The organism is Streptomyces sp. NPDC091272 (genome assembly GCF_044757485.1).
GTDB lineage: Bacteria > Actinomycetota > Actinomycetes > Streptomycetales > Streptomycetaceae > Streptomyces.
On the sequence record NZ_JBIVVC010000017.1, the window covers coordinates 71,510 to 93,159 of the forward strand.

At 70.6% G+C, this 21,650-nt stretch carries 17 protein-coding genes and 1 other RNA gene; 1 reads left to right on the forward strand and 17 read right to left on the reverse strand.

Features of this window, described 5'->3' with window-relative positions:
* Positions 1–350: 350 nt before the first annotated feature.
* From ACIQM4_RS32705 to ftsE, 14 genes are all read right to left on the reverse strand, one after another.
* Complete coding sequence (locus ACIQM4_RS32705) at positions 351–632, reverse strand: HU family DNA-binding protein (protein ID WP_003954777.1); 282 nt, start codon at positions 630–632, stop codon at positions 351–353.
* A gap of 363 nt (positions 633–995) precedes the next feature.
* A complete protein-coding gene (locus tag ACIQM4_RS32710; RefSeq protein ID WP_401598927.1) occupies positions 996–2,441 on the reverse strand; it encodes an NAD-dependent malic enzyme in 1,446 nt (481 codons plus the stop codon).
* A 390-nt stretch (positions 2,442–2,831) separates the two neighbouring features.
* Entirely contained in the window at positions 2,832–5,237 is a 2,406-nt protein-coding gene (locus ACIQM4_RS32715; protein WP_401598929.1) for a HelD family protein, read from the reverse strand.
* 107 nt (positions 5,238–5,344) lie between these two features.
* Positions 5,345–6,109 (reverse strand): anti-sigma factor family protein, encoded by a 765-nt coding sequence (locus ACIQM4_RS32720; RefSeq protein WP_401598931.1) that lies wholly within the window; start codon positions 6,107–6,109, stop codon positions 5,345–5,347.
* Entirely contained in the window at positions 6,106–6,699 is a 594-nt protein-coding gene (locus ACIQM4_RS32725) for a sigma-70 family RNA polymerase sigma factor (RefSeq protein ID WP_401598933.1), read from the reverse strand. The genes ACIQM4_RS32720 and ACIQM4_RS32725 overlap by 4 nt, the downstream gene beginning before the upstream one ends.
* 233 nt (positions 6,700–6,932) lie before the next feature.
* A complete protein-coding gene (locus ACIQM4_RS32730; RefSeq protein WP_401598934.1) occupies positions 6,933–7,562 on the reverse strand; it encodes a CGNR zinc finger domain-containing protein in 630 nt (209 codons plus the stop codon).
* A gap of 149 nt (positions 7,563–7,711) precedes the next feature.
* Positions 7,712–9,655: an acyltransferase family protein gene (locus ACIQM4_RS32735; protein WP_401598936.1), complete on the reverse strand. Its 1,944-nt coding sequence runs from the start codon at positions 9,653–9,655 to the stop codon at positions 7,712–7,714.
* Positions 9,652–11,778, reverse strand: a complete 2,127-nt coding sequence (locus ACIQM4_RS32740) for a bifunctional polysaccharide deacetylase/glycosyltransferase family 2 protein (RefSeq protein ID WP_401598999.1) — start codon at positions 11,776–11,778, stop codon at positions 9,652–9,654. Before ACIQM4_RS32740 ends, ACIQM4_RS32735 begins: the two co-directional genes overlap by 4 nt.
* Positions 11,779–11,878: 100 nt before the next feature.
* The gene (locus ACIQM4_RS32745; RefSeq protein ID WP_401598937.1) at positions 11,879–12,781 is read right to left on the reverse strand and encodes a hypothetical protein; all 903 of its coding nucleotides are present in this window, start codon (positions 12,779–12,781) and stop codon (positions 11,879–11,881) included.
* A gap of 358 nt (positions 12,782–13,139) precedes the next feature.
* Positions 13,140–13,509, reverse strand: a transfer-messenger RNA (tmRNA) gene (gene ssrA / locus ACIQM4_RS32750).
* Positions 13,510–13,696: 187 nt separating this feature from the next.
* Complete coding sequence (smpB, locus tag ACIQM4_RS32755; protein WP_401598938.1) at positions 13,697–14,188, reverse strand: SsrA-binding protein SmpB; 492 nt, start codon at positions 14,186–14,188, stop codon at positions 13,697–13,699.
* Positions 14,189–14,206: 18 nt separating this feature from the next.
* The gene (locus tag ACIQM4_RS32760; protein ID WP_401598939.1) at positions 14,207–15,376 is read right to left on the reverse strand and encodes a S41 family peptidase; all 1,170 of its coding nucleotides are present in this window, start codon (positions 15,374–15,376) and stop codon (positions 14,207–14,209) included.
* A 98-nt stretch (positions 15,377–15,474) separates the two neighbouring features.
* The gene (gene ftsX / locus ACIQM4_RS32765; protein ID WP_401598940.1) at positions 15,475–16,395 is read right to left on the reverse strand and encodes a permease-like cell division protein FtsX; all 921 of its coding nucleotides are present in this window, start codon (positions 16,393–16,395) and stop codon (positions 15,475–15,477) included.
* A 10-nt stretch (positions 16,396–16,405) separates the two neighbouring features.
* A complete protein-coding gene (gene ftsE / locus ACIQM4_RS32770) occupies positions 16,406–17,095 on the reverse strand; it encodes a cell division ATP-binding protein FtsE (RefSeq protein ID WP_401598941.1) in 690 nt (229 codons plus the stop codon).
* A gap of 267 nt (positions 17,096–17,362) precedes the next feature.
* Between ftsE and ACIQM4_RS32775 the strand changes: the two genes are divergently transcribed.
* A complete protein-coding gene (locus ACIQM4_RS32775) occupies positions 17,363–17,557 on the forward strand; it encodes a hypothetical protein (protein WP_401598942.1) in 195 nt (64 codons plus the stop codon).
* A gap of 196 nt (positions 17,558–17,753) precedes the next feature.
* On the opposite strand, the gene ACIQM4_RS32780 is transcribed toward ACIQM4_RS32775, so the two are convergent.
* The 3 genes from ACIQM4_RS32780 to ACIQM4_RS32790 all read right to left on the reverse strand — a co-directional run bounded on the left by ACIQM4_RS32780 (position 17,754) and on the right by ACIQM4_RS32790 (position 21,572).
* Complete coding sequence (locus tag ACIQM4_RS32780) at positions 17,754–18,731, reverse strand: hypothetical protein (RefSeq protein WP_401598943.1); 978 nt, start codon at positions 18,729–18,731, stop codon at positions 17,754–17,756.
* A 340-nt stretch (positions 18,732–19,071) separates the two neighbouring features.
* The gene (gene prfB, locus ACIQM4_RS32785; protein ID WP_401598944.1) at positions 19,072–20,178 is read right to left on the reverse strand and encodes a peptide chain release factor 2; all 1,107 of its coding nucleotides are present in this window, start codon (positions 20,176–20,178) and stop codon (positions 19,072–19,074) included.
* 140 nt (positions 20,179–20,318) lie between these two features.
* Positions 20,319–21,572, reverse strand: a complete 1,254-nt coding sequence (locus tag ACIQM4_RS32790) for a serine/threonine-protein kinase (protein ID WP_401598946.1) — start codon at positions 21,570–21,572, stop codon at positions 20,319–20,321.
* Between the last annotated feature and the right edge of the window lie 78 nt (positions 21,573–21,650).

The following is a 21,650-nucleotide window of genomic DNA, read 5'->3' on the forward strand; positions in this document are numbered from 1 at the left end:
ATCCGGCACCGCACCGGGGCCGTCAACGGCTGTGACGTCAGGTCACCTGAGCGTTACTTCGCGGCAAGAACCGCGTACCGGGGCCTCGACAGCCGCGGACCTCTTCGCGCGCGGCACACGGCGTCAGGCACCGGCGCGGGGGCCAGGACGGTCGTGGTGGCCTCCCTGAGGGGCGTGGAGCCCGGTTCGCACCGCAGGGGCCGGGGGGCGCGGTCCTTGGCCCGTACAGCCCGTACACGCGCACAGGGGCGCCGTACGGCCCCCGGGTACGCCGAAGGGGGCGCCCGTCCGGCGTATTCCGGACGGCCGCCCCCTTCGGGTCTGCCTTGGTGCGTTGCTGCCTTGGGGTGTTACTTGCCCTTGGCGGCTTCCTTGAGCTTGGAGCCCGCGGAGACCTTCACGCTGTAGCCGGCCGGGATCTGGATCGGGTCGCCGGTCTGCGGGTTACGAGCGGTACGAGCGGCACGGTGGGTGCGCTCGAAGGTCAGGAAGCCGGGGATGGTGACCTTCTCGTCGCCCTTGGCGACGATCTCGCCGACGGTCTCGGCGAGCGCGGCCAGCACGGCGTCGGCGTCCTTGCGGGTCACCTCGGCGCGGTCGGCCAGGGCGGCCACCAGCTCACTGCGGTTCATGTTGTTACTCCCGTGTTCTTCTTGCCTGTGAGGCGTGCCACGCGGCGGAGCCGCATGATTGGGCACAGCGAAGCCGATGCTGCCAGGGCCTTCGGACGGTCCCCGGACCGGGTCTGTTGTCCAGACCCTCGCGCCCGATTACGCATCCTGCCCCCACCAGCGGCGGGAAAGCGAATCCGGCACCCCCCAGAGTCACCCGAAGGTCCCATGGGGAGTGCCACTGCCTCGCCGTGGTGGCACTCCGTCAACTCGCTGTATCGGACTGTTTACGGGCCGCAGCACTCCTGGTCCGAAGGCTGCGTGCTCATTGCCCGCCACCCTAGAGGTGCCCCGGATACGCCGCGACCCACGACGCGCCGCGCGTCAGGCGGACGTGGGACCCGTCACAGTCACCCCGGCGGCCTTGGCCGCCGTGCGGACGGCGCCCGCGACGGCGCCCGCGACCTTGTCGTTGAAGACCGACGGGATGATGTAGTTCGGGTTCAGTTCGTCCTCGGAGACGACGTCCGCCAGGGCGGTCGCCGCGGCCAGCATCATCTCCGTGTTGACGGTCCTGGACTGTGCGTCCAGGAGTCCGCGGAAGACGCCGGGGAAGACCAGCACGTTGTTGATCTGGTTCGGGAAGTCCGAGCGGCCGGTGGCCACAACTGCCGCCGTCTGACGGGCGATCGCGGGCTCCACCTCGGGGTCGGGGTTGGCCAGCGCGAAGACGATCGAGCCCTCCGCCATGGCCGCCACGTCGTCGCCGTTCAGGACGTTCGGGGCCGACACGCCGATGAAGACGTCGGCGCCGACGACGGCCTCCTTGAGGGTGCCCGTCACCCCTTCGGGGTTGGTGTTGTCGGCGATCCAGCGCAGCGCGGCGCCGCCGGCACCGGGTGCGTCGGCGGAGACCAGGTCCTCGCGGCCGGCGTGCACGACGCCGTGGATGTCGGCGACGACGGCGTGCTTGACGCCGGCCGCGATGAGCAGTTTCAGGATCGCCGTACCGGCCGCGCCCGCACCCGACATGACGACGCGTACGTCGCCGATGGACTTGCCCACCACCCGCAGCGCGTTGGTGAGTGAGGCGAGAACCACAATCGCGGTGCCGTGCTGGTCGTCGTGGAAGACCGGAATGTCCAGGGCCTCGCGCAGCCGTGCCTCGATCTCGAAGCAGCGCGGCGCCGAGATGTCCTCCAGGTTGATGCCCGCGAAGCCCGGGGCGATGGCCTTGACGATCTCGACGATGGCGTCGGTGTCCTGGGTGTCCAGGCAGATCGGCCAGGCGTCGATGTCGGCGAACCGCTTGAACAGGGCCGCCTTGCCCTCCATGACCGGCATGGCCGCCATCGGGCCGATGTTGCCCAGGCCGAGCACGGCGGAGCCGTCGGTGACGACCGCCACCGTGTTGCGCTTGATGGTGAGGCGACGGGCGTCCTCGGGGTTCTCGGCGATCGCCATGCAGACCCGGGCGACACCGGGCGTGTAGATCATCGAGAGGTCGTCACGGTTACGGATGGGGTGCTTGGACGCCATCTCGATCTTGCCGCCGAGGTGCATCAGGAACGTACGGTCGGAGACCTTCCCGAGCACGACACCCTCGACCCCGCGCAGCTTCTCGACGATCTCGTCGGCGTGCGAGGTCGAGGAGGCGGCGATCGTGACGTCGATCCGCAGCTTCTCGTGTCCGGACGCGGTGACGTCGAGGCCGGTCACGGAGCCGCCGGAGGCCTCGACGGCCGAGGTGAGCTGGCTGACCGAGGTCCCGCTGGCGGGGACCTCCAGTCGGACCGTCATCGAGTACGAGACGCTGGGCGCCGTTGCCATGGCCGACTTCCTCTGCTTTTTCCTGGCTTCATTGCTGCGCCGCCCCGGCTCCAGGCCGCGCGGCGCAGTCCGATCGTCGCACCTACCAGCGGGTAGCGGGTAATGAGTGCTCCGGTTTCGGAAACTGTTTTCCACCATACGAGAAACACAGGGCTCAACGGAACCCCCCAAAAACGGAGCCGTGCAACGAAAAGAGGTCCGAAACGCTCCAGGAGCGTTCCGGACCTCTTCACCTACGTTGACGACACCGGCCCGCCATGCTCGCCTCGCGGCAAGTGGTCGCTCGAAGCGACTAAGGTTGGGCCCGGGGGCTTGGATCGAGCCGGTGTCACATTCGAGACTAACAAACCCTCCGGGGAAGTCATTCCCGTGTGGCCTGTTGACTCGAAATCAGTCCCGAAGCAGTGCCGCGACCCCGTCCGCATCAGGGGCGTCCCGCTTCCCCGCGACGACCGTGAGCTGCTGCGTCGCACGCGTCAGCGCCACGTACAGCACCCGCAGCCCGGCCGGCGACTCCTCGGCGATCTCCGCGGGGGAAACCACCACCGTCGCGTCGTACTCCAGCCCCTTGGCCTCCAGGCTGCCCAGCGCGACCACCCGCTCCCCGAGATCCGCCAGCCAACGCCCGGCCTGCTCCCGCCGGTTCATGGCCACCACGACACCCACCGTGCCGTCCACCTGCTCCAGCAGGCGGCGCGCCTCCTCCCGTACGGAGGCCTCCAGGGCGTCCTGGCCCGCCCCCGCCGCGGCGACGAACCGGGGCACCACGCCCGTGGAGCGCACCGCGCGCGGTGCGCGCATCCCCGGGGCGGCGAGCGCGAGCACCTTCGCCGCCAGCTCGGCGATCTCCGCGGGGTTGCGGTAGTTGACCGTCAGCTCGAACTTGCGGCGCGGGCGCGAGCCCAGCGCCTCGTCGCGCGCCTGCGCGGCCTCCTCGGGGTCCGTCCAGGAGGACTGCGCCGCGTCACCGACGACCGTCCAGGTCGCGGTGCGGCCGCGCCTGCCGACCATCCGCCACTGCATCGGCGTGAGGTCCTGCGCCTCGTCGACGATGACGTGCGCGTACTCGGTGCGCTCGGCGGCCAGCCGCTCGGCGCGCTCCCACTGGGTCTCCTCGCGCTGCGGCATCAGCTCCTCAAGGCCGGTGAGGGCGTCCAGCGGGTCGTACTCGCGCTTGCGTCTGGGCTTGGCGGGCGTGCCGAGCAGCAGCTGGAGCTCGTCCAGGAGCGCCACGTCGTGCACGGACAGCTCCTCGCGGCGCAGCGAGCGGGCCAGCTGGCGGATCTCGCGCGGGCTGAGGATGCGCCGGGCCCACCGGCCGAGCCGCCGCTCGTCGGACATGGCGGCGAGCACCGCGCGAGGGGTGAGTTCCGGCCACCAGGCGTCCAGGAAGGCCAGGAAGGAGTCCTCCGACGACACGTCCTCGTCGAAGGAGGAGCGCAGTTCGGCGGCGAGCTCGGGGTCGGTGTGCCGGCCGCGGCCGCCCGACTTCGACCAGAGCGCGTCGAGCAGGAGCTTGCGGGCGCGCGGGCGCAGCAGGTTGACCGGGGCGGTGCCGCTGAGCACGTTGTTGCGGATCCGCTGGAGGTCGCCGGCCTCCAGCTCCAGCCGGGCGCCGAAGGCGACGACCCGCAGCAGGTCGGTCCGCACCGCGGGCCGGGCCTCCTCGTCGGCCCCGTCGGCCCCGGCGGCCCCCGTGAGGTCCCCGAAGTCCCCGAAGGACAGCTGGCCCTCCTCGGCCTCCGCCGGGCCCGGCGCGGACGGCGCAGGACTCTCCAGGGCCCCCCTGGCCACCTTCCGCAGCACCTTCAGCATCCGCGAGGAGCCCTTGATGCGGGCGATGTTCGGTTCGTCGTACGTGCTCGCCTCCGCGCCGTCGACCAGCGAGCCGAGCGCCCGGATCGCCACCTGCCCCTCCTCGCCGAGCGAGGGCAGCACGCCCTCGGTGTACGAGACGAGCAGCGGGGTCGGCGACACGATCAGGATGCCGCCCGCGTACCGGCGGCGGTCCTGGTAGAGGAGGTAGGCGGCCCGGTGCAGGGCGACGGCGGTCTTGCCGGTGCCCGGCCCGCCCGCGACCTCGGTGACCGAGGCGGCCGGCGCCCTGATCACCAGGTCCTGCTCGGCCTGGATGGAGGAGACGATGTCGCGCATGGTGTGGCTGCGGGCCTGCCCGAGGGCGGCCATCAGCGCACCGTCACCCAGCACCGCCAGCCGCGCGCCGCCGAGGCGGGCGGTCAGCTCCGGGCGCATCAGGTCGTCCTCGACGCCGAGCACCCGGCGGCCCTTGGAGCGGATCACCCTGCGGCGCACCACCCGGCCGGGATCCTTGGGCGTGGAACGGTAGAACGGCGCGGCGGCCGGGGCGCGCCAGTCGATGACCAGCGGCGCGTAGTCGGAGTCCAGGACCCCGATCCGGCCGATGTGGAGCGTCTCGCCGATGTCGGCGGTCAGATCGTCGCGCACGGCGTCGTCGGCGGGCTCGACCGACGTGAACGCGCCGTCCGGGCCCCTCTTGCCGTCCTTGCCGTGCAGCAGGTCGATCCGGCCGAAGAGGAAGTCCTCGAACTCGTTGTTGAGACGGTTGAGGTGCACCCCCGCCCGGAAGACCTGCGCGTCACGCTCGGCGAGCGCGCCGGGCGTACCGACCTGACCCCGCTTGGCGGCGTCGTTCATCAGGAACTCGGCCTCGTGGATCTTCTCCTCAAGACGGCGGTACACCTGATCCAGATGATCCTGCTCCGCGCCGATTTCTCGGTCGCGGACCGAATCGACAGCGGCATCCTGCGCGGCCACCGAGGCCCCCTTCTGACGTGCACTGGGCAGCCGTCAACCGTACGCGAAGGGGACCGTTATGTCAGGCGTCGACTTTTCGTAAGTGGCCGGAGGTCGTGGCGCGCGGTTCAGGCCCCGACCTGCACGAGGCGCCTGCCGTCGAAGGTGCGGACCTCGAAGTGGTCGATGTCGTTGCGGGACATGGCCGCGCCGCCGTGCACGTACAGCGGGGCCCTGGCGCTCTCGCGGGGGCTGTCCGCGATCCCGTACCCCCACCGGGGGACCGACCAGCTGGACACGACTTCCTCCTCGCCCTGCTTGGACACGGCGACCAGGCTGCACCGCAGGGGCCCCTTGACGTTGGTGAGCTCCAGGACGGTGTGGGTCCCCCAGCCCTTCCTCTCGGTGCCGACGACGGCTGCGACGTGCGTGCGCGGATCGGTGGCCGCCCGTTTCTCCTCCATGTGGTGCAGGAACGCGTCCTCGGCCGGACCGGTGGGGTGCGGCTCGGGAGCCGCCCGCACGGCCCCCCGGTCGCTGTCCGCCGCCACCACGGCCGCGCCCGAGCCGCCGATGACCACCAGCGCCGCCGCCGCGGCCAGGTACGTCCCGCGCCGCTTGCGCCGCTTGCTCAGCTCCCGCCCGGCGGCGACCTCCGCGAGGAGGCCTTCGAGCAGCGCGGGCCGCGGCGGCGTCGACTCCCGCGGCGGGCCCGGTGGTTCACGGAGGGCTGCGAGCACCGGTTCCAGACCCGCGAGGTCGTCGAGCCGGCCGGCGCAGAGGGCGCAGAGGGCCAGGTGTGTCTCGAAGGCGGCGGCCTCGGCCTCGTCCAGAATGCCGAGGGAGTACGCGGCGACGGCGTCGTGGACCGACCCGCTCCCGGGTGCGTTCATGCCGTCGTCACTCCTCGTTCCTCAAGGGCCAGCTTCAGCGAACGGAGCGCGTAGAAGACCCGGGACCTGACGGTCCCGGTGGGTACGCCGAGGACGTCGGCCGCCTCACCGACCGTACGTCCCTTGAAGTAGGTCTCGACGAGCGCCTCGCGGTGGGCGGGCGTCAGGTCGTCGAGCGCATCGCCGATCGTCATCAGCCACAACGCCTTGTCGATCTCGTCCTCCGCGGGCAGGACCTCCAGCGGCGACGGATCGACCTCCACCGGCCGGGCCTGCCGGCTGCGGTGGAGGTCGATGACGATCCGGCGTGCGACCGTCACCAGCCAGGGGCGGACCGATCCGGTGGCCCGGTCGAGCCGCCCGGCGTTCTTCCAGGCACGGATGAGCGTCTCCTGCACGACGTCCTCGGCGCGCTGGCGGTCACCGGCGACGAGACGCAGCACGAAGGCGAGCAGCGGACCGGCGTGTTCGCGGTAGAGCGAGCGCATCAGCTCCTCCTCGGGAGCGGGCGGGCCTGAGCCCTTCCCCGCGCTGCGATGCCGCGCCCGGCGCTGCGGACGGTCATCGGCCACGGCGGCATCCTCGCGCACTGTGCCTCCCGATCGAGCCACTCTCGGATTTCCTCGACGTGGAGTACGGGCGCGTGGGTGTGCGCGACTCAACCGCGCGCAAGATCTTTCCGGGCGGCGCACCGGAACCCTCCGTACGGATCCTCCGGGCGGCGCACCGGAACCCTCCGTACGGATCCTCCGGGCGGCGCACCGGAACCCTCCGTACGGTGCGCCAAAACCTTCGATGCGGACGGCCGGCCAGGCGGCGCGTCTCACCCCTGGGCGGCGACGGCCGCCCGCCTGCGGTGCCGGGCGACCCGTTCGCGGTTGCCGCAGACCTCACTGGAGCACCAGCGGCGACGGTGTCCGCGGGATGTGTCGAGGTACAGGCGGCGGCAGTTGTCGCCCTCGCAGCGGCGCAGGGCGGCGCGGGCGACGGGGTCGGTGAGGAGTCCCACGGTGTCCCGGGCGACGGCGGCGAGGAGTTGTTCGCAGCGGGGCTCACCCGCCAGGACGTACACGAGCGTCCCGTCCGCGCCGCGTACCGCGCGCGGCGCCGGAGGAGGCACGGCAGCAAGGGAGTTGACCGGTTCCAGGGCGGCGTCGGCGCCCCCGCCCTCCACCAGGTCCGCGACGCACTGGCGCAGTTGGCGAAACGCCCGCACCCACTCTTCGTCCACCGCGCCGAGCGGTGTGCCACCGGGAACGAGCCCCGCCCCGAGCAGCCACTCGGCCAACTCCCGTGCGCCCACGAGGAGTTCCGCCTCCCCGGCCCGGGTGGCGAGGAGGTCGAGACACACCCGACCCGAGTCGAACCACCAGCTCACGGGGGAATGGCCCGCGCCCGCGTGAGTCCTGGTACCTGAGCCTGCACCTGTGCCGCCCGCGCCGCCCGAGCCCATACCGATGCCCTCCGGGATCGCCGGTGGTCGCCGCCGTTCCGGCGGCTACCGCTGACTCCAGAGTGCCTGCCGCCACCCCGCACCGGAACCCTTGGTACCGGGCCCGGCCGGGGAGCGGCGGCGCGAGGGCCCGGCCACTCCCCCGCGCGCTACTTCTTCTTGGCCCCGTTGGGCCACAGCCGTGGTCTGCGCTTGGCCGCCACGTCCTCCGCCCAGCCGAACGAAGCGATCGCCGCAGCGATCAGCGGCCAGGCCAGGATGAACATCAGTACCTGGTACAGCTTGCCCAGATACGGACTGATGAGATCGCCCACCACCGGCAGCCCCCACATCTGGTCGATCAGCGGGATGGTCAGCATGATGGCCATCTCGTGCCAGAGGTAGATCGTCACGGCCCGGTTGTTGGCAAGGGTGATCGGGGTGTCGAACCCCTTGAGCTTGTCCGGGAGTTCCTGCCAGGACGGCGAGTAGTGCAGCAGGATCGCGCAGAAGCCGAGGGACCACAGGGCGTTGGCCATCGGTATCTCGTCGAAGTTCCAGCCCGCCTCGCCGATGTGCGTGCCCGCCCACCAGAGGCCGAGGCACATCAGCACCGCGGCGAACGACGGGATCATGTACGCCTTGAGCTTCTTCAGCGTGCCGTCGTTGTGCGCGAAGCCGAGGATCCAGCAGGCCGCGAACGTCGAGAAGTCCTGGATCGCGTTGCCGGTCTCACCGGGGATCTCGACCAGCTTCAGCCCCAGCACGAGGCAGATGCCCAGCGGAGCCAGCAGCGTCACCCAGGGCAGCTTGCGGAACGCCTTGAGCATCAGCGGCGAGAGCATGACGAACCACAGGTACGCCCGGATGTACCAGAGCGGCCCCGAGGTCTGGGCCGCCCAGCTGACGTCCAGCAGGCCGCCGGGGGAGCCGATCTCGTCAGGGCCGGTGGCCGCGCCCACGGGCACGAACCACCATGCGAGCTTGACCCACCACCAGATGATCGACTCGCCGTCCTCGCCCGCGGTGGGCTTCCAGCCGCCGTTGAAGATCAGCGCGAGGGTGACGATCGCGAACAGCCACACCGGCACCATCAGTCGCCGCACACGGCTCTTGATGACGCTGAACGCGGGCCGGGCCAGCGAACGCGCCATCAGCGAGCCCGCCAGCGCGAACATCACGCCCATGGACGGGAAGATGATCGTCATCCACGCCTGGCCGTAGACGTGGAAGAGCACCACGCGGACCAGCGCGATGGAGCGCAGCAGGTCGAGGTAGCGGTCCCGGCCGGGCTTCTTCGGGGCCGCTGCCGGGGCGTCCGCCGCCGGAGCGTCGGCGCCCGGCGCCCCGGTGTCCGCCTCGGCGTCCGCCGTCAGGGCCGGGTCGGCCGCCTCGGGCCAGGCGGAGGTGCTGGGACCGTACGGATCGTCCACCGCGAGGCCTGTGGCGCTGTCACGGCCCCAGGCGGGCTGCTGCCGGGTCGGCGCGCCGACCGCGGCCCGTGCGAACGCGGGAGTCTCCTCCGCCGGTCCGCCCTGCACCGGAAACGCCGTGGTGGCACCCTCAGCGAAGCTCTGGTCCGCGTAACCCTGGTTCCCGTAACCCTGGTCCGCGTAGGCCTGGCCCGCATGGGTCTGGTTCGCGTATCCCGTGGTGGGCGCGGGCCCGGCGTCCGGGTAACCGGCGACCGGGTAGCCGGAGGTCTGCTGCGGCGCCTGGCCGCCCTGCTGCGGGACGTGAGCGCCCTGCTGCGGGTAACCGCCCGGGGAGCCCTGCGGACGCCGGTTGTTGGTCTGCTGCGGCCGTTGGTGGGACTGCTGCGGCCGGTGGTTGCTCTGCTGCGGCCAGCCGCCACCCTGGGGCTGCGACTGCTGCTGGGGGTAGCTGCCGCCCTGCGGGTAGGCCTGCGGGTAGCCGTTCCCCTGCCGGCCCTGCCCCTGCCCGTACATGGCGGGGCCGGGGTTGTTGCGCACCTGCGGCCAGCCACCGCCGCCGCCCTGCTGGGGCGACGGCTCCTGGGGGCCGCCGAGCTGTCGTGGGAAGCCGTCCGCGTCGTACTCCGGTTCCTCGGGGTACTCGCCGTGGCCGCCTGCGCCCGGATAACCGTGGCTCATCCGACCGGCCACCTCTCCTCTTCGCGCCGCTGGCCCGGCAGGGCCCCCGGCGCCTCGACCACACCGGTCCGGCGCAGCTTCTGCCAGCGCAGCCGGCCGCCGGTGAGGGCGGTGATCCAGGACTGGAGCAGGACGACGTACATGATCTGGCGGTACAGGATCTGCTGGAGCGGGAAGGAGATCAGATGGGTCATCTTCTCCTTGTCCAGCCGGAACGCGTAGGCCGCGCAGACCACTTGGAGCATCAGCACGCCGAACCACGCGACGACCGTCTTGCCCGTCGGGCCGAAGACCAGGCCGTAGATCAGGAAGATGTCGATCAGCGGGGCGAGCAGCGGGAAGACGATCATGAACAGCGAGACGACCGGCAGGCCGATCCGGCCGAAGCGGCCGGAGGGGCCCTTCTCGATGAACGCCCTGCGGTGCTTCCAGATCGCCTGCATGGTGCCGTACGACCAGCGGTAGCGCTGCGACCACAGCTGCTGCACGGACTCCGGCGCCTCGGTCCAGGCGCGCGCGTCCTCCGCGTACACGACCTTCCAGCCGTCGCGGTGGAACGCCATGGTGATGTCGGTGTCCTCGGCGAGGGTGTCCTCGCTCATGCCGCCGACCCGGTGCAGCGCGTCCGCGCGGAACGCGCCGATCGCGCCGGGAATGGTCGGCATGATGCCGAGCATGTCGTAGAGCCTGCGGTCCAGGTTGAAGCCCATCACGTACTCGATGTGCTGCCAGGCGCCGATCAGGGAGTCGCGGTTGCCGACCTTCGCGTTGCCCGCGACCGCGCCGACGCGCGGGTTGCCGAACGGCTGGACCAGTTCGCGCACGGTGGACGGCTCGAAGACGGTGTCGCCGTCCATCATCACGATGATGTCGTAACGGGCGTGCCGGATGCCGTTGTTGAGCGCGGCGGGCTTGCCCGAGTTCTGCTGGCGCACCACCCGGACGTTGGGTATCCGCATCCGTTCGACGATGTCAGCGGTGCCGTCGGTCGAGCCGTCGTCGATGACGATGACCTCGATCGGGTGGTCGCTGGACATCAGGGAGCGCACGGTGTTGGCGATGCACTCACGCTCGTTGTACGCGGGTACCAGCACGGTGACCGGCCTGGTGACCTGCGGACCCCACCGGAAGCCGCGCTTGCGGACCTTGCGGGCGTGCGCGAAGGAAAGGATCAGCATCAGCCCGAAGCGGGCGATGACGAGGCTGCCGACGATGGCCAGGCCCACGGTCAGCACGTCGGTGATGTGGTCGGAGACGTAGATCGCGGCGATGAACGCCTTGCTCTTCCACAGATCGAGCCCGGTCACCTCGGTGTGCGCGGACGGGGCTCCGAGCGCCTCGGTGAGGTTGGTGAACTTGAAGCCGCGCTTCTGCATGTCCGGCAGGAACTTGTCCAGCGCCGCCACGGTCTGCGAGCGGTCACCGCCCGAGTCGTGCATCAGGACGATGGTGCCCTTGGTGGTCTTGGGCGTGGCGCGCTTGATGATCTCCTTGACGCCGGGGCGCTTCCAGTCCTCACTGTCCGTGTCGTTGACGACGGTCAGGTAGCCGAGTTCGCCGACGTACTTGGCGACCGGCCAGCTCGCGTCGTCCATCGCGCTGGAGGTGGAGGAGTACGGCGGCCGGAACAGCGAGGTGTGCACCCCGGCCGCACCGGCTATCGCGAGCTGGTTCTGGGAGAACTGCCAGTCGATGCCGTCGCGGGTCTTGTACGAGAGGTCGGGGTGGTTGAAGGTGTGCAGCCCGAGCTCGTGGCCCTCCTCGACGATCCGCTTGACCAGGTCCGGGTAGCGGGTGGCCATGGTGCCCGTGACGAAGAAGACGCCCTTGGCGTCGTACTGCTTCAGCTTGTCCAGGACCCTCGGCGTCCAGGTCGGGTCCGGACCGTCGTCGAAGGTGATGACGACGTGCTTGTCCCGTACGTATCGCGCCTCCGGCTCCTTCTCCTTGGGCTTCGTGGCGTCGATGACCGGACCGCCGTCGAGGATGTTCTGGGGCACCGTCGTCTGGTCGATCGACTCGCGGATCCGCTGGTCGGACTCGATCTCGCTGTGGACGTAGCCGCGCAGCATCAGCATCGCCATGAGCGCGACGAGGAGCAGCGAAGGCAACAGGTAACGCATGGGGAACCAGCGCCGCCGACTGCTGCGCTTGCGCGCGGCGGAGCGGCGGGCGCCCGATGAGGAACGCCTGCGGGGGTTGGACATCTACGTGCCGTGCCTTCTACTGAGCCGGGGTGCCGGGGTCCACGGGAGGAATGGGGTCGGTCGTGCCGCCGTCGGCCGCGCCACCGTCGGCCGCGCCACCGTTCGCGACGCCGCCGTTGTCGGCCGCGCCGCCGTCGGCCGCGCCACCGTCCGCGGCTCCGCCGTTGGCAGCGGCGCCACCGTCCGCGGCTCCGCCGTTGGCTGCGGCGCCACCGTTGTTGGCCGCGCCGCCGTTCGCCGCGCCACCGTTCGCGGCGCCGCCGTTGGCCGCGCCACCGTTGGCAGCCGCGCCGCCGTTCGCCGCGCCACCGTTCGCCGCGCCGCCGTTGGCAGCCGCGCCACCGTTCGCCGCGGCGCCACCGTCGGCGGCCGCGCCGCCGTTGGCCGGCGGGGGGACCTGCTTACCGGGGTCGGGGTCCTTGGTCTCGGTCTTCTTCGTACCGCCGGCGGGGACCTTGCCGGGGTCCTGGGGCGTCTGACTGCCCTGTCCCGCGGGCTGCTGGTTCCCGGTGACCGGGGGGATGTCGTCCGGCTTGGGCACGGACGGGGAGGGGCCGGGCTCCGACTTCACCTTTTCGGACTTCTCCTCGGCACTTGCGCCGCCGGGAAGGAAGAGGTCGGGTGCCAGGGAGCTGCCGCCGATGAGGGAGGCGACGAGCATCGCCGCATAGCAGGCGCAGATCGCGCCGAGGAGCCAGCCGACCCTGCGGAACTTCTTGCCGCGGCGACCGCTCTCGTCGACGAACACCGGGCCGTTGCCACCGTCCGCCGGCAGCTCGGGCAGTACGGGTCCTGGCTGCTCGCGACGCGCGAAGTGGGACCCGACGGAGTCGAGCTGCATCGTCCGGTCGTCCGCGTCACGTATCTGACGTATCTGACGGGTCTGCCCAGTTTGGGCACCCTTTTGCGTGTTGTCCATAGCTGTCCGCACATCCCCCACTGACTGATTCATCGGTGGGCGCGCGCGACCAGCTGGATGACGTATTGGCTCGGGCCCCCACCCGTCCAAGCGTCCCTATCACACTGCACCCGGAGGATGAATGTAACGCACGCGGGTGACGCCGGTTCTCCGGAGTGGCCTCTTGTCACACAGCAATGACATATCAACGGTCGGAATGAGTCATTCCGTGTCCGATTCGAACCATTTACCCCCTATCTCATCGCCGGATAAGACATCACGTGACGCATACGACAGCCGACCTGACCAAGGGGCGGACATGACGAAGGCCCGGCTGCCGTGGCAGCCGGGCCTTCGTCGTCGTGCTCAAACATGGGGTTTGTGGAGATGGCGGGAATCGAACCCGCGTCCAACGGTGCAAAAACAGGGCTTCTCCGTGTGCAGTCTGCTGCGATTTTCTCGGCCCCGGAGATCACGCAGACAAGTCTCCGACGGGCTCAGTCACTGTTTGATTTCCTCCCAGGCCCCGTGACCGGGCCTAGGAGTTTAGATCCCTTGATGATGCCAGGATCCGGGTCGGGATCACCCCCGGGCTGACACTTCGCAAGTCGCTACTTAGGCAGCGAGGGCGAAGGAATCGCGCTTGGTGTTGGCGATTATTGGTTGCGACATATGGTTTACGAGATCATTGCCGCTTCCTCGACACGCTTCCCCTGCTTCGACATCCGCTGTCGAAACCGATCATCCCCATGTTGATTTCTCAAGGTGGGTCCGGCGGCTCGCACCACCTTCACCGCTGCTGGCCCCATCACCATGTGGGGTGCAGTAGCCATCGTACGTGACCAACGTCCGAGGGTGCCAACCCTATTTCCGGCGCGGTCCCCGACGGACGGTCCGCGGCCCGTCCGTACCTGCCCGCGGGCGGGCTACGGCGCCCTACAGGTGCCCGCGTTCCTTGCGCTTGACCGCGGCGATCGCGCGGTTCGTCTCCCGCGTGTCCTGCTTCTCGCGGAGGGTCTGGCGCTTGTCGTACTCCTTCTTGCCCTTGGCGAGCGCGATCTCGCACTTCACCCGGCCGTCCTTGAAGTACAGGGCGAGCGGGACGACCGTGTGGCCCGTCTCGTTCGACTTGGACTCCAGCTTGTCGATCTCGACCCGGTGCATCAGCAGCTTCCGCTTGCGCCTGGCCGCGTGGTTGGTCCAGGTGCCCTGCGAGTACAGCGGTACGTGGATGTTGTGCAGCCACGCCTCGCCGCCGTCGATCTGCACGAAGCCGTCCACCAGCGACGCCCGGCCGAGCCGCAGGGACTTCACCTCGGTGCCCATCAGCACCAGCCCGCACTCGATGGTGTCGATGATGGTGTAGTCGTGCCGGGCCTTCTTGTTCTGCGCGATGATCTTGCGCTTGGGGTCCTTTTCCTTAGCCATAGTGCGGTCATTTTCGCACTACGAGCCCCCCTGCAGGCCACTCAATACCGTCTCGGCCCGCTCCTGGGCCCGCTCGGAGACCGCGAGGTCGGGCCGGATGCCCCGGCCGTCCAGGTTGTGCCCCGCCGGAGTGCGGTAGTGGCCGACCGTCAGCTCGGCGACCGAGCCGTCCGCCAGCCGGCTGGGCTTCTGCACCGAGCCCTTGCCGAAGGTCTGCGAGCCGACGGTCAGCGCCCGGCCCCGGTCCTGGAGCGCGCCCACCGCCAGCTCGGCCGCGCTCATGGTGCCGCCGTCGACGAGCGCCACCACGGGTCTCTCGGTGTCCCCGCCCGGCCTGGCGTGCAGCGCCCGCTGTCTTCCCCGGTCGTCGTACGTGGCGACGAGTCCGCCGTCGAGGAACGCGGAGGCCGCGGTGACGGCCTCGCCGACCAGCCCGCCCGCGTTGCCCCGCAGGTCCAGCAGGACCCCCTTGCCCGCCGGGGCGCCGCGCACCGCCTCCCGTACCCGCTCGCCCGAGCCCTTGCTGAACGAGGCCACCTTGATCAGCACCGCCCCGTCGGACAGCTTCTGCACGGTGACGGCCTCAGCGGCGACGGTGGCCCGGCGCAGCTCCTCGGTCCAGGTGCGCCTGCCTCGCTGGAGGCCGACCGTCACCGGCGTACCCGCGGGCGCCCCCGCCCGGTCACCGCGCAGCAGGGCGACGACCTCCGTGACGGGCCGCCGGTCGACCCGGTGTCCGTCGACCGTGCGGAGCTCGTCGCCCTTCCGTACGCCCGCCCTGGCCGCCGGGCTGCCCGGCTGCACCCTGGCGACCTGGACCTGGCCGTCGGCGCACCGCTCGGCCACCAGGCCGACGCCGGTGTACTCGCCGTCGAGCGAACGCGTGAACTCCCGGTACTCCGCCGGGTCGTAGACCGCGCCCCACCGGTCACCGCTGCGGCTGACCTCTTCCTGGGCGGCCTCCTTGCCCGACTTCCCGTCGGCGACCGCCTCGGCCGCCGCCCGGGTCACCGCCTCGCGGGTGGCGACTGCGCCGGCGGGCCTGATGGCCGAAGCCGGCTGCGGCCGGTCCTCGTCGCTCCATGAACCGGTCGCCGAGACGGTGGCGAGCGCACCCGCGAAGACCAATGTCAGGGCTGCCCCACGGCAGAGTCCGCGGGGCCGGATACCGAACTCCGGGTCTGGCATGGCGACGAGTCTAGGACAAACCCCGCGCCCCGTACGGCGGGATGCCGTAGGGAACGCGGGGTTCGGGTGGGGCAGTTGTCACACCGAGAGGCGGCCGACTACACCTTCAGGTACTTGCGCAGGGCGAAGAACGCGGCAAGTGCGGGCATCAGAAGGCTGATCGCGAGGACCAGCGGCAGCTTGGTGAGGACCGCGTCCCAGCCGATGAACTGCACCAGCTCCATCTTGTCGGCGAGCGCGATGCCGTGGTCGATCAGGAAGTACCGGCCCAGCACGAGCAGTACGCAGGCGAAGGCGCCACCGATGAGACCGGCGACCGCGGCCTCCATGATGAACGGTGCCTGGATGTAGAAGCTGGACGCGCCGACCAGCCGCATGATGCCGGTCTCGCGCCTTCGGCTGAACGCAGACACCCGCACGGTGTTGACGATCAGCATCAGCGCAATGACGAGCATCAGTCCCATCAGCACCAGGGCCGCGACGTTCATGCCGTTCATGAGCTCGAAGAGCTGGTCCAGGATGCTGCGTTGGTCCTCGACCGACTGCACCCCCGCACGGCCCGCGAAGGCGGTGGCCACCACCTTGTACTTCTGCGGGTCCTTGAGCTTGACGCGGAAGGACTCCTGCATCTGGTCCGGCGTGATGACGTTCGCCATCGGGGTGTTGCCGAACTGCTCCTTGTAGTGCTTGAACGCCTGATCCGCGTTCTCGTAGAAGACGCTCTCGACGACGTCCATCTTCTTCAGGTCGGTCTCGACCTGCTTCTTCTGCTCGGCGGTGACGGCACCCTTGGCGCACTGCGGCACGCCCGTCTCGGCGTCGTTCTTGTTGCAGAAGTAGATGGAGATGTTGACCTTGTCGTACCAGAAACTCTTCATCTCGCTGACCTGGTTGCGCATCAGCAGAGCCCCGCCGAACAGGGCGAGTGAGAGAGCGACGGAGACGATGACGGCAAAGGTCATCGTGAGATTCCGGCGGAGACCGACACCGATCTCCGACAGGACGAACTGGGCGCGCATCGGCGTCCTTTCAGTGCTGGTAGCCGTAGACGCCGCGAGACTGGTCGCGTACGAGACGGCCCTTCTCAAGTTCGATGACGCGCTTGCGCATCTGGTCGACGATCTGCTGGTCGTGGGTCGCCATCACCACAGTGGTGCCGGTGCGGTTGATGCGGTCCAGCAGCTTCATGATGCCGACGGAGGTCTGCGGGTCGAGGTTGCCGGTCGGCTCGTCGGCGATCAGCAGCATCGGGCGGTTGACGAAGGCCCGCGCGATGGCCACGCGCTGCTGCTCACCGCCGGAGAGCTCGCCGGGCATCCGGGTCTCCTTGCCGCCGAGGCCGACCAGGTCGAGCACCTGCGGGACGGCCTTGCGGATCTCGCCCTTGGGCTTGCCGATGACCTCCTGCGCGAAGGCGACGTTCTCGGCGACGGTCTTGTTGGGCAGCAGCCGGAAGTCCTGGAAGACGCAGCCGAGCTGGCGGCGCATCTGCGGCACCTTCCAGTTGGTCAGGCGCGCGAGGTCCTTGCCCAGGACGTGCACCTGACCCTGGCTGGCGCGCTCCTCGCGCAGCAGCAGCCGCAGGAAGGTGGACTTGCCGGAGCCGGAGGAACCGACCAGGAAGACGAACTCGCCCTTCTCGACCTCCAGGGAGACGTCCCGCAGGGCGGGCCGGTTCTGCTTCGGATAGGACTTGGACACGTTGTCGAATCGGATCACAGGTGCACCACGGTCGCCGGGAGTAGGTGAGCGTGACCATACGCGACCCGGCAGTACGCCCGCAGGCTGCTTCCCCGCGATGAGGCCTTTGCTCCGGTTTGCCGGTCGCGCGGAGCCCGCAGGGAGCCTCGGGCCGCGCCGATCGGACGCCCAGCTGGCACAGTGGAGGGGAACGGATGCGTTTCCCCGGGCGTTATGGGGAGAGAACGCGAAGTGTCGAGGAACGTTGCTCGGAGTGTGCGGCCGGTGACCGGAGAAGGAGAGCGCATGACCTATGACCGGTTGGTGTGCGCGAGCTGCGCGGGACCGGTGGCCGAGGGCCGCTGCCCGACGTGCCGGGCGAGCAGGCAGCGCCTGGAGCAGCAGCAGAACCCGTTCTCCCAGCTCAGCCCGGCGTCGCTGGTGGCGCTGCTGCTGATACTGGTGGCGGCCATGGCCCTGGTGGCCCACCAGGCCGCCTAGGGGTTCGTATCGCAGACCCCGGGGGTTCGTGTTCGCACGGGCCCAGGGGGTCGCATCGCACGTGAGAGGGGCCCGGGGCACGTATGTGTCCCGGGCCCCTCACCTGTGTGCAGCCGCCGCGACGGCCGTGCTGCGTTGCCGCGGCGCGGCTGTCGTGCGCTGCGGCCGTCGTGCGCTGCGGCGGTGCGGCTGCGGATCAGGCCGCGTTGCCGCCGCGTCCGCTCAGGCGGGGCAGGAAGCGGAAGGCGATGCCACCGGCGATCATCGTCGCGGCGCCGACCATGAGGAGCGTGGTGTCGCCGGCGCCGGTCGCGGCCAGCTCGTCCTTGGCCTGGGCCTGCTCGACGGGCCGGTTGGCGACCGAGTCGACGTCGGTGTTGTCCGAGACGCCGCCCGTGCCCGAGCCGCTGGAACCGGTGGTGCCGGCCGTGGACTCGACCGGCGGGACCGTCGGGGCGGTGTCGTCGCCGCCACCCGTGGCGGCACCGCCCGTCTCGCCGCCGCCGGACCCGCTGCCGTTCGCCGCGCCACCCGTGGACGCGTCACCCGTGGTGTTGCCACCGGTGGTGGGGTTGCCGGTGGTGTTCCCGCCCGTGGTCGGGTCACCGGTCGTGTTGCCACCGGTGGTGGGGTTGCCGGTGGTGTTCCCGCCCGTGGTCGGGTCACCGGTCGTGTTGCCGCCCGTGGTCGGGTTGCCGGTGGTGTTCCCGCCCGTGGTCGGGTCACCGGTCGTGTTGCCGCCCGTGGTCGGGTTGCCGGTGGTGTTCCCGCCCGTGGTGGGGTTTCCCGTGGTGTTGCCGCCCGTGGTCGGGTTGCCGGTGGTGTTGCCACCCGTGGTCGGGGTGCCGGTCGTGTTGCCGCCGGTGTCCGCGCCCCCGGCGCCCTCACCGCCCGTGTCCGCGCCCCCGGCACCTTCGCCGCCGGTGTCGGCGCCCCCGGCGCCCTCGCCGCCGGTGTCGCCACCGCCCGCGTCGGCGCCGCCCACCAGGCCTGCGCTGTCGTCGCCCGGGTCCGCCGCGTCGATACCCGCGTTGATCTCCAGGCCTATGCCGCCCTGTGCGTCCGTACCCGGGCCTGCGGCCTGGGCGACGCCCGCGACGGTCAGCGAGGCGCCGGCGGCGATCACGGCGCCCGCGGCGATCCGCGCGACGCGGACGCGCATCTTGTTGGTCATCTGGTTGCTACCCCCAGTAGCTGGCTGAACTCTTCGAAGAACGAGTCGATGGAGCAGCTATGCAGGGGCAACGGCTTCGGCGGGGATGTCAGTTCACGGGACCGCCTCTCAAGAGGCCGCCCGCTCGCCCCCGTTCACACCCGCCCCAGACATACGCATGCTGCCCGCCACACTCCCCCAGCCATAAGAATGACGTCAAGGTCGTTCCGGGCGTTGTGCCGGATTTACGAACACTTGCCCGCACGATGTACACAGCACCCTGACATGTCCGTCCCCGCCCCGGAACGCGAGAGCGCCGGAACCCCAAGGGGATTCCGGCGCCTGCCCGTTGCTCGCCCGGCTACTTCTCCTGCTGCTTGCGCCAGCGGATGCCGGCCTCAAGGAAGCCGTCGATCTCGCCGTCGAGCACCGACTGCGGGTTGCCGACCTCGAACTCCGTACGGAGGTCCTTGACCATCTGGTACGGGTGCAGGACGTAGGAACGCATCTGGTTTCCCCAGGAGTTGCCGCCGTCGCCCTTGAGGGCGTCCATCGCGGCCTGCTCCTCCTGGCGGCGGCGCTCAAGGAGCTTCGCCTGCAGGACGTTCATGGCGCTCGCCTTGTTCTGGATCTGCGAGCGCTCGTTCTGGCAGGAGACGACGATGCCGGTCGGGATGTGCGTCAGGCGCACCGCCGAGTCGGTCGTGTTGACGCCCTGGCCGCCGGGGCCCGACGCGCGGTACACGTCCACCCGCAGCTCGGTCTCGTCGATCTCGATGTGGTCGGTCTTCTCGACGACCGGGAGCACCTCGACGCCCGCGAAGGAGGTCTGCCGGCGCCCCTGGTTGTCGAACGGCGAGATGCGCACCAGACGGTGCGTGCCCTGCTCGACCGAGAGCGTGCCGTAGGCGTACGGAGCCTTGACGACGAAGGTGGTCGACTTGATGCCGGCCTCTTCCGCGTACGACGTCTCGTAGACCTCGGTGGAGTAGTTGTGCCGCTCGGCCCAGCGCAGGTACATCCGCTGAAGGCGCTCGGCGAAGTCGGAGGCGTCCACGCCGCCCGCCTCCGCACGGATGTTGACGAGGGCCTCGCGCTCGTCGTACTCGCCGGAGAGGAGGGTGCGGACCTCCATCTCGTCCAGCGCCTTGCGTACGGAGACGAGCTCGGACTCGGCCTCGGCGAGGGCGTCCGCGTCGTCCTCGTCGGCCGCCAGCTCGAACATCACCGCGACGTCGTCGATCCGGCCGCGCAGGGCCTCGGTCTTGCGGAGCTCCGCCTGGAGGTGCGAGAGCTTGCTGGTGATCTTCTGCGCGGCGTCCGGGTCGTCCCACAGGGACGGCGCCGCGGCCTGCTCTTCGAGCACGGCGATGTCGGCCCTCATCCTGTCGAGGTCCAGGACGGCCTCGATCGACCCCATGGTCGAGGAGAGGGACTTCAGCTCTTCGGATACATCGACGACTGCCACCGCACCAGCGTAACCGGTACGCGCCGGACCCCCGTCCGTGCGCCCCGGACGGGCCGCCGGGAAGCGCGCGACCAGCCACGATGCTCCTGCCCGCGACTCACCCCGCCCGTCCCGCGGCCCGTGCCGCCGGGCGCCCGGCGTTACGGCTGGGCCGTCCCCGTCCGGCTCGTCCCCGGCGACGGCGCCTTCTCCTCGTCCCCCGAGGAGGCGGCCAGCCAGCCGCCGACCCCCACGGCGGCCAGCAGCGCGACCGCCGCCGTGGTCATGATGAGCCGTCGCTTGCGCACCTCGGACCGGTGCCTGGCCGAGCCGGGCCGGCGGTCGCCCGTCGCCCGTGGCACCCGTGCGGTTCCCAGCGGACCGCCCGCCAGTTCGTCGGGGCCCGGCACCCGCATCGAGGTGTGCGTGTCCCTGTTGGAGGAGTCCAGCGGGGTGCCGGGGACGAGCGGAACCGCTCCCCGGCGTGGCCGCGGGGCCTCTTCGCGGCCCGGCGCCGGCGTCTCGTACGTCGTCGGCCCGGTCGGGGCGCCCGGCTCGGAGTCGGGCTCGTCCACGTCCAGCGGGGCCATCCCGGCCAGCGAGGGCAACTGCTCGCGCAGCCCGGCCGCCAGCTCGGAGGCCCGCAGCCGCGAAGCGGGCGCCTTGGCGAGGCACTGCACCATCAGCTGCCACAGCTCCTCGGGGATGCCCGGAAGCGGCACGACCGTCTCGGTCACGTGCCGGCGCAGGACCGCGCCCGGGTGCCCCCCGCCGAACGGCGTGAACCCGGCCAGCAGCTCGTACAGCACGGTCGCCAGTGCGTAGATGTCGACGGCGGCGCGCGGCGGCAGGCCCTCGACGATCTCGGGGGCCAGGTAGTCCGGCGTACCGATGATCTTCGTGGCCTTGGTGCGGCGCGGGGTGTCGATCAGCTTGGCGACGCCGAAGTCGGTGAGCAGCGCGGGGTGGGCCCCGCCGGGGCCGAGCGGTCCCTGCATGTCCAGGAGCACGTTCTCGGGCTTGACGTCGCGGTGCACGATCTGGGCCGCGTGCGCGGCGGCGAGACCGTCCGCGATGTCGATGGCGATGGCCACCGCGGCCTCGGGGGCGAGTCTGCGCTCGCGGTCGAGGCGGGTGCGCAGGTCGGTGCCCCGTACGAGGTCCATGACGAGCGCGAGGTCGTTGCCGTCGACGACGAGGTCGCGGACGGCGACCACGTGCGGGTGGTCGAGCTTGAGGAGCGCGGTGCGCTCCTGGACGAAGCGGCCGACGAGTTCCTGGTCGGACGCCAGGTCCTCGCGCAGCATCTTGATGGCGACGGGCCCCTCGGGCCCCTCGCCGAGCCATACCGTGCCCGCGCTGCCGCGCCCCAGGATCTGGTGGGCGGTGTACCGGCTGCCGATTTTCCGTGCCAAGACTGCTCCCTCAGCGGCTGGCGTCGGCCCATAAAGTACGCCGCCGACGAAGCGTTGAGAGCCCAGGATGGCCCCTGA

What these genes read in the sequence shown, in the direction of transcription:
- smpB (WP_401598938.1), bottom strand. Translation starts at nt 14,188, where the DNA reads ATGGCTAAGGAAAAGGACCCCAAGCGCAAGATCATCGCGCAGAACAAG.
- ACIQM4_RS32720 (WP_401598931.1), bottom strand. Translation starts at nt 6,109, where the DNA reads ATGAACGCACCCGGGAGCGGGTCGGTCCACGACGCCGTCGCCGCGTAC.
- ftsX (WP_401598940.1), bottom strand. Translation starts at nt 16,395, where the DNA reads ATGCGCGCCCAGTTCGTCCTGTCGGAGATCGGTGTCGGTCTCCGCCGG.
- ACIQM4_RS32735 (WP_401598936.1), bottom strand. Translation starts at nt 9,655, where the DNA reads ATGAGCCACGGTTATCCGGGCGCAGGCGGCCACGGCGAGTACCCCGAG.
- ACIQM4_RS32745 (WP_401598937.1), bottom strand. Translation starts at nt 12,781, where the DNA reads ATGGACAACACGCAAAAGGGTGCCCAAACTGGGCAGACCCGTCAGATA.
- ACIQM4_RS32740 (WP_401598999.1), bottom strand. Translation starts at nt 11,778, where the DNA reads ATGCGTTACCTGTTGCCTTCGCTGCTCCTCGTCGCGCTCATGGCGATG.
- ACIQM4_RS32705 (WP_003954777.1), bottom strand. Translation starts at nt 632, where the DNA reads ATGAACCGCAGTGAGCTGGTGGCCGCCCTGGCCGACCGCGCCGAGGTG.
- ACIQM4_RS32775 (WP_401598942.1), top strand. Translation starts at nt 17,363, where the DNA reads ATGACCTATGACCGGTTGGTGTGCGCGAGCTGCGCGGGACCGGTGGCC.
- ACIQM4_RS32760 (WP_401598939.1), bottom strand. Translation starts at nt 15,376, where the DNA reads ATGCCAGACCCGGAGTTCGGTATCCGGCCCCGCGGACTCTGCCGTGGG.
- ACIQM4_RS32730 (WP_401598934.1), bottom strand. Translation starts at nt 7,562, where the DNA reads ATGGGCTCGGGCGGCGCGGGCGGCACAGGTGCAGGCTCAGGTACCAGG.
- ACIQM4_RS32710 (WP_401598927.1), bottom strand. Translation starts at nt 2,441, where the DNA reads ATGGCAACGGCGCCCAGCGTCTCGTACTCGATGACGGTCCGACTGGAG.
- ACIQM4_RS32780 (WP_401598943.1), bottom strand. Translation starts at nt 18,731, where the DNA reads ATGACCAACAAGATGCGCGTCCGCGTCGCGCGGATCGCCGCGGGCGCC.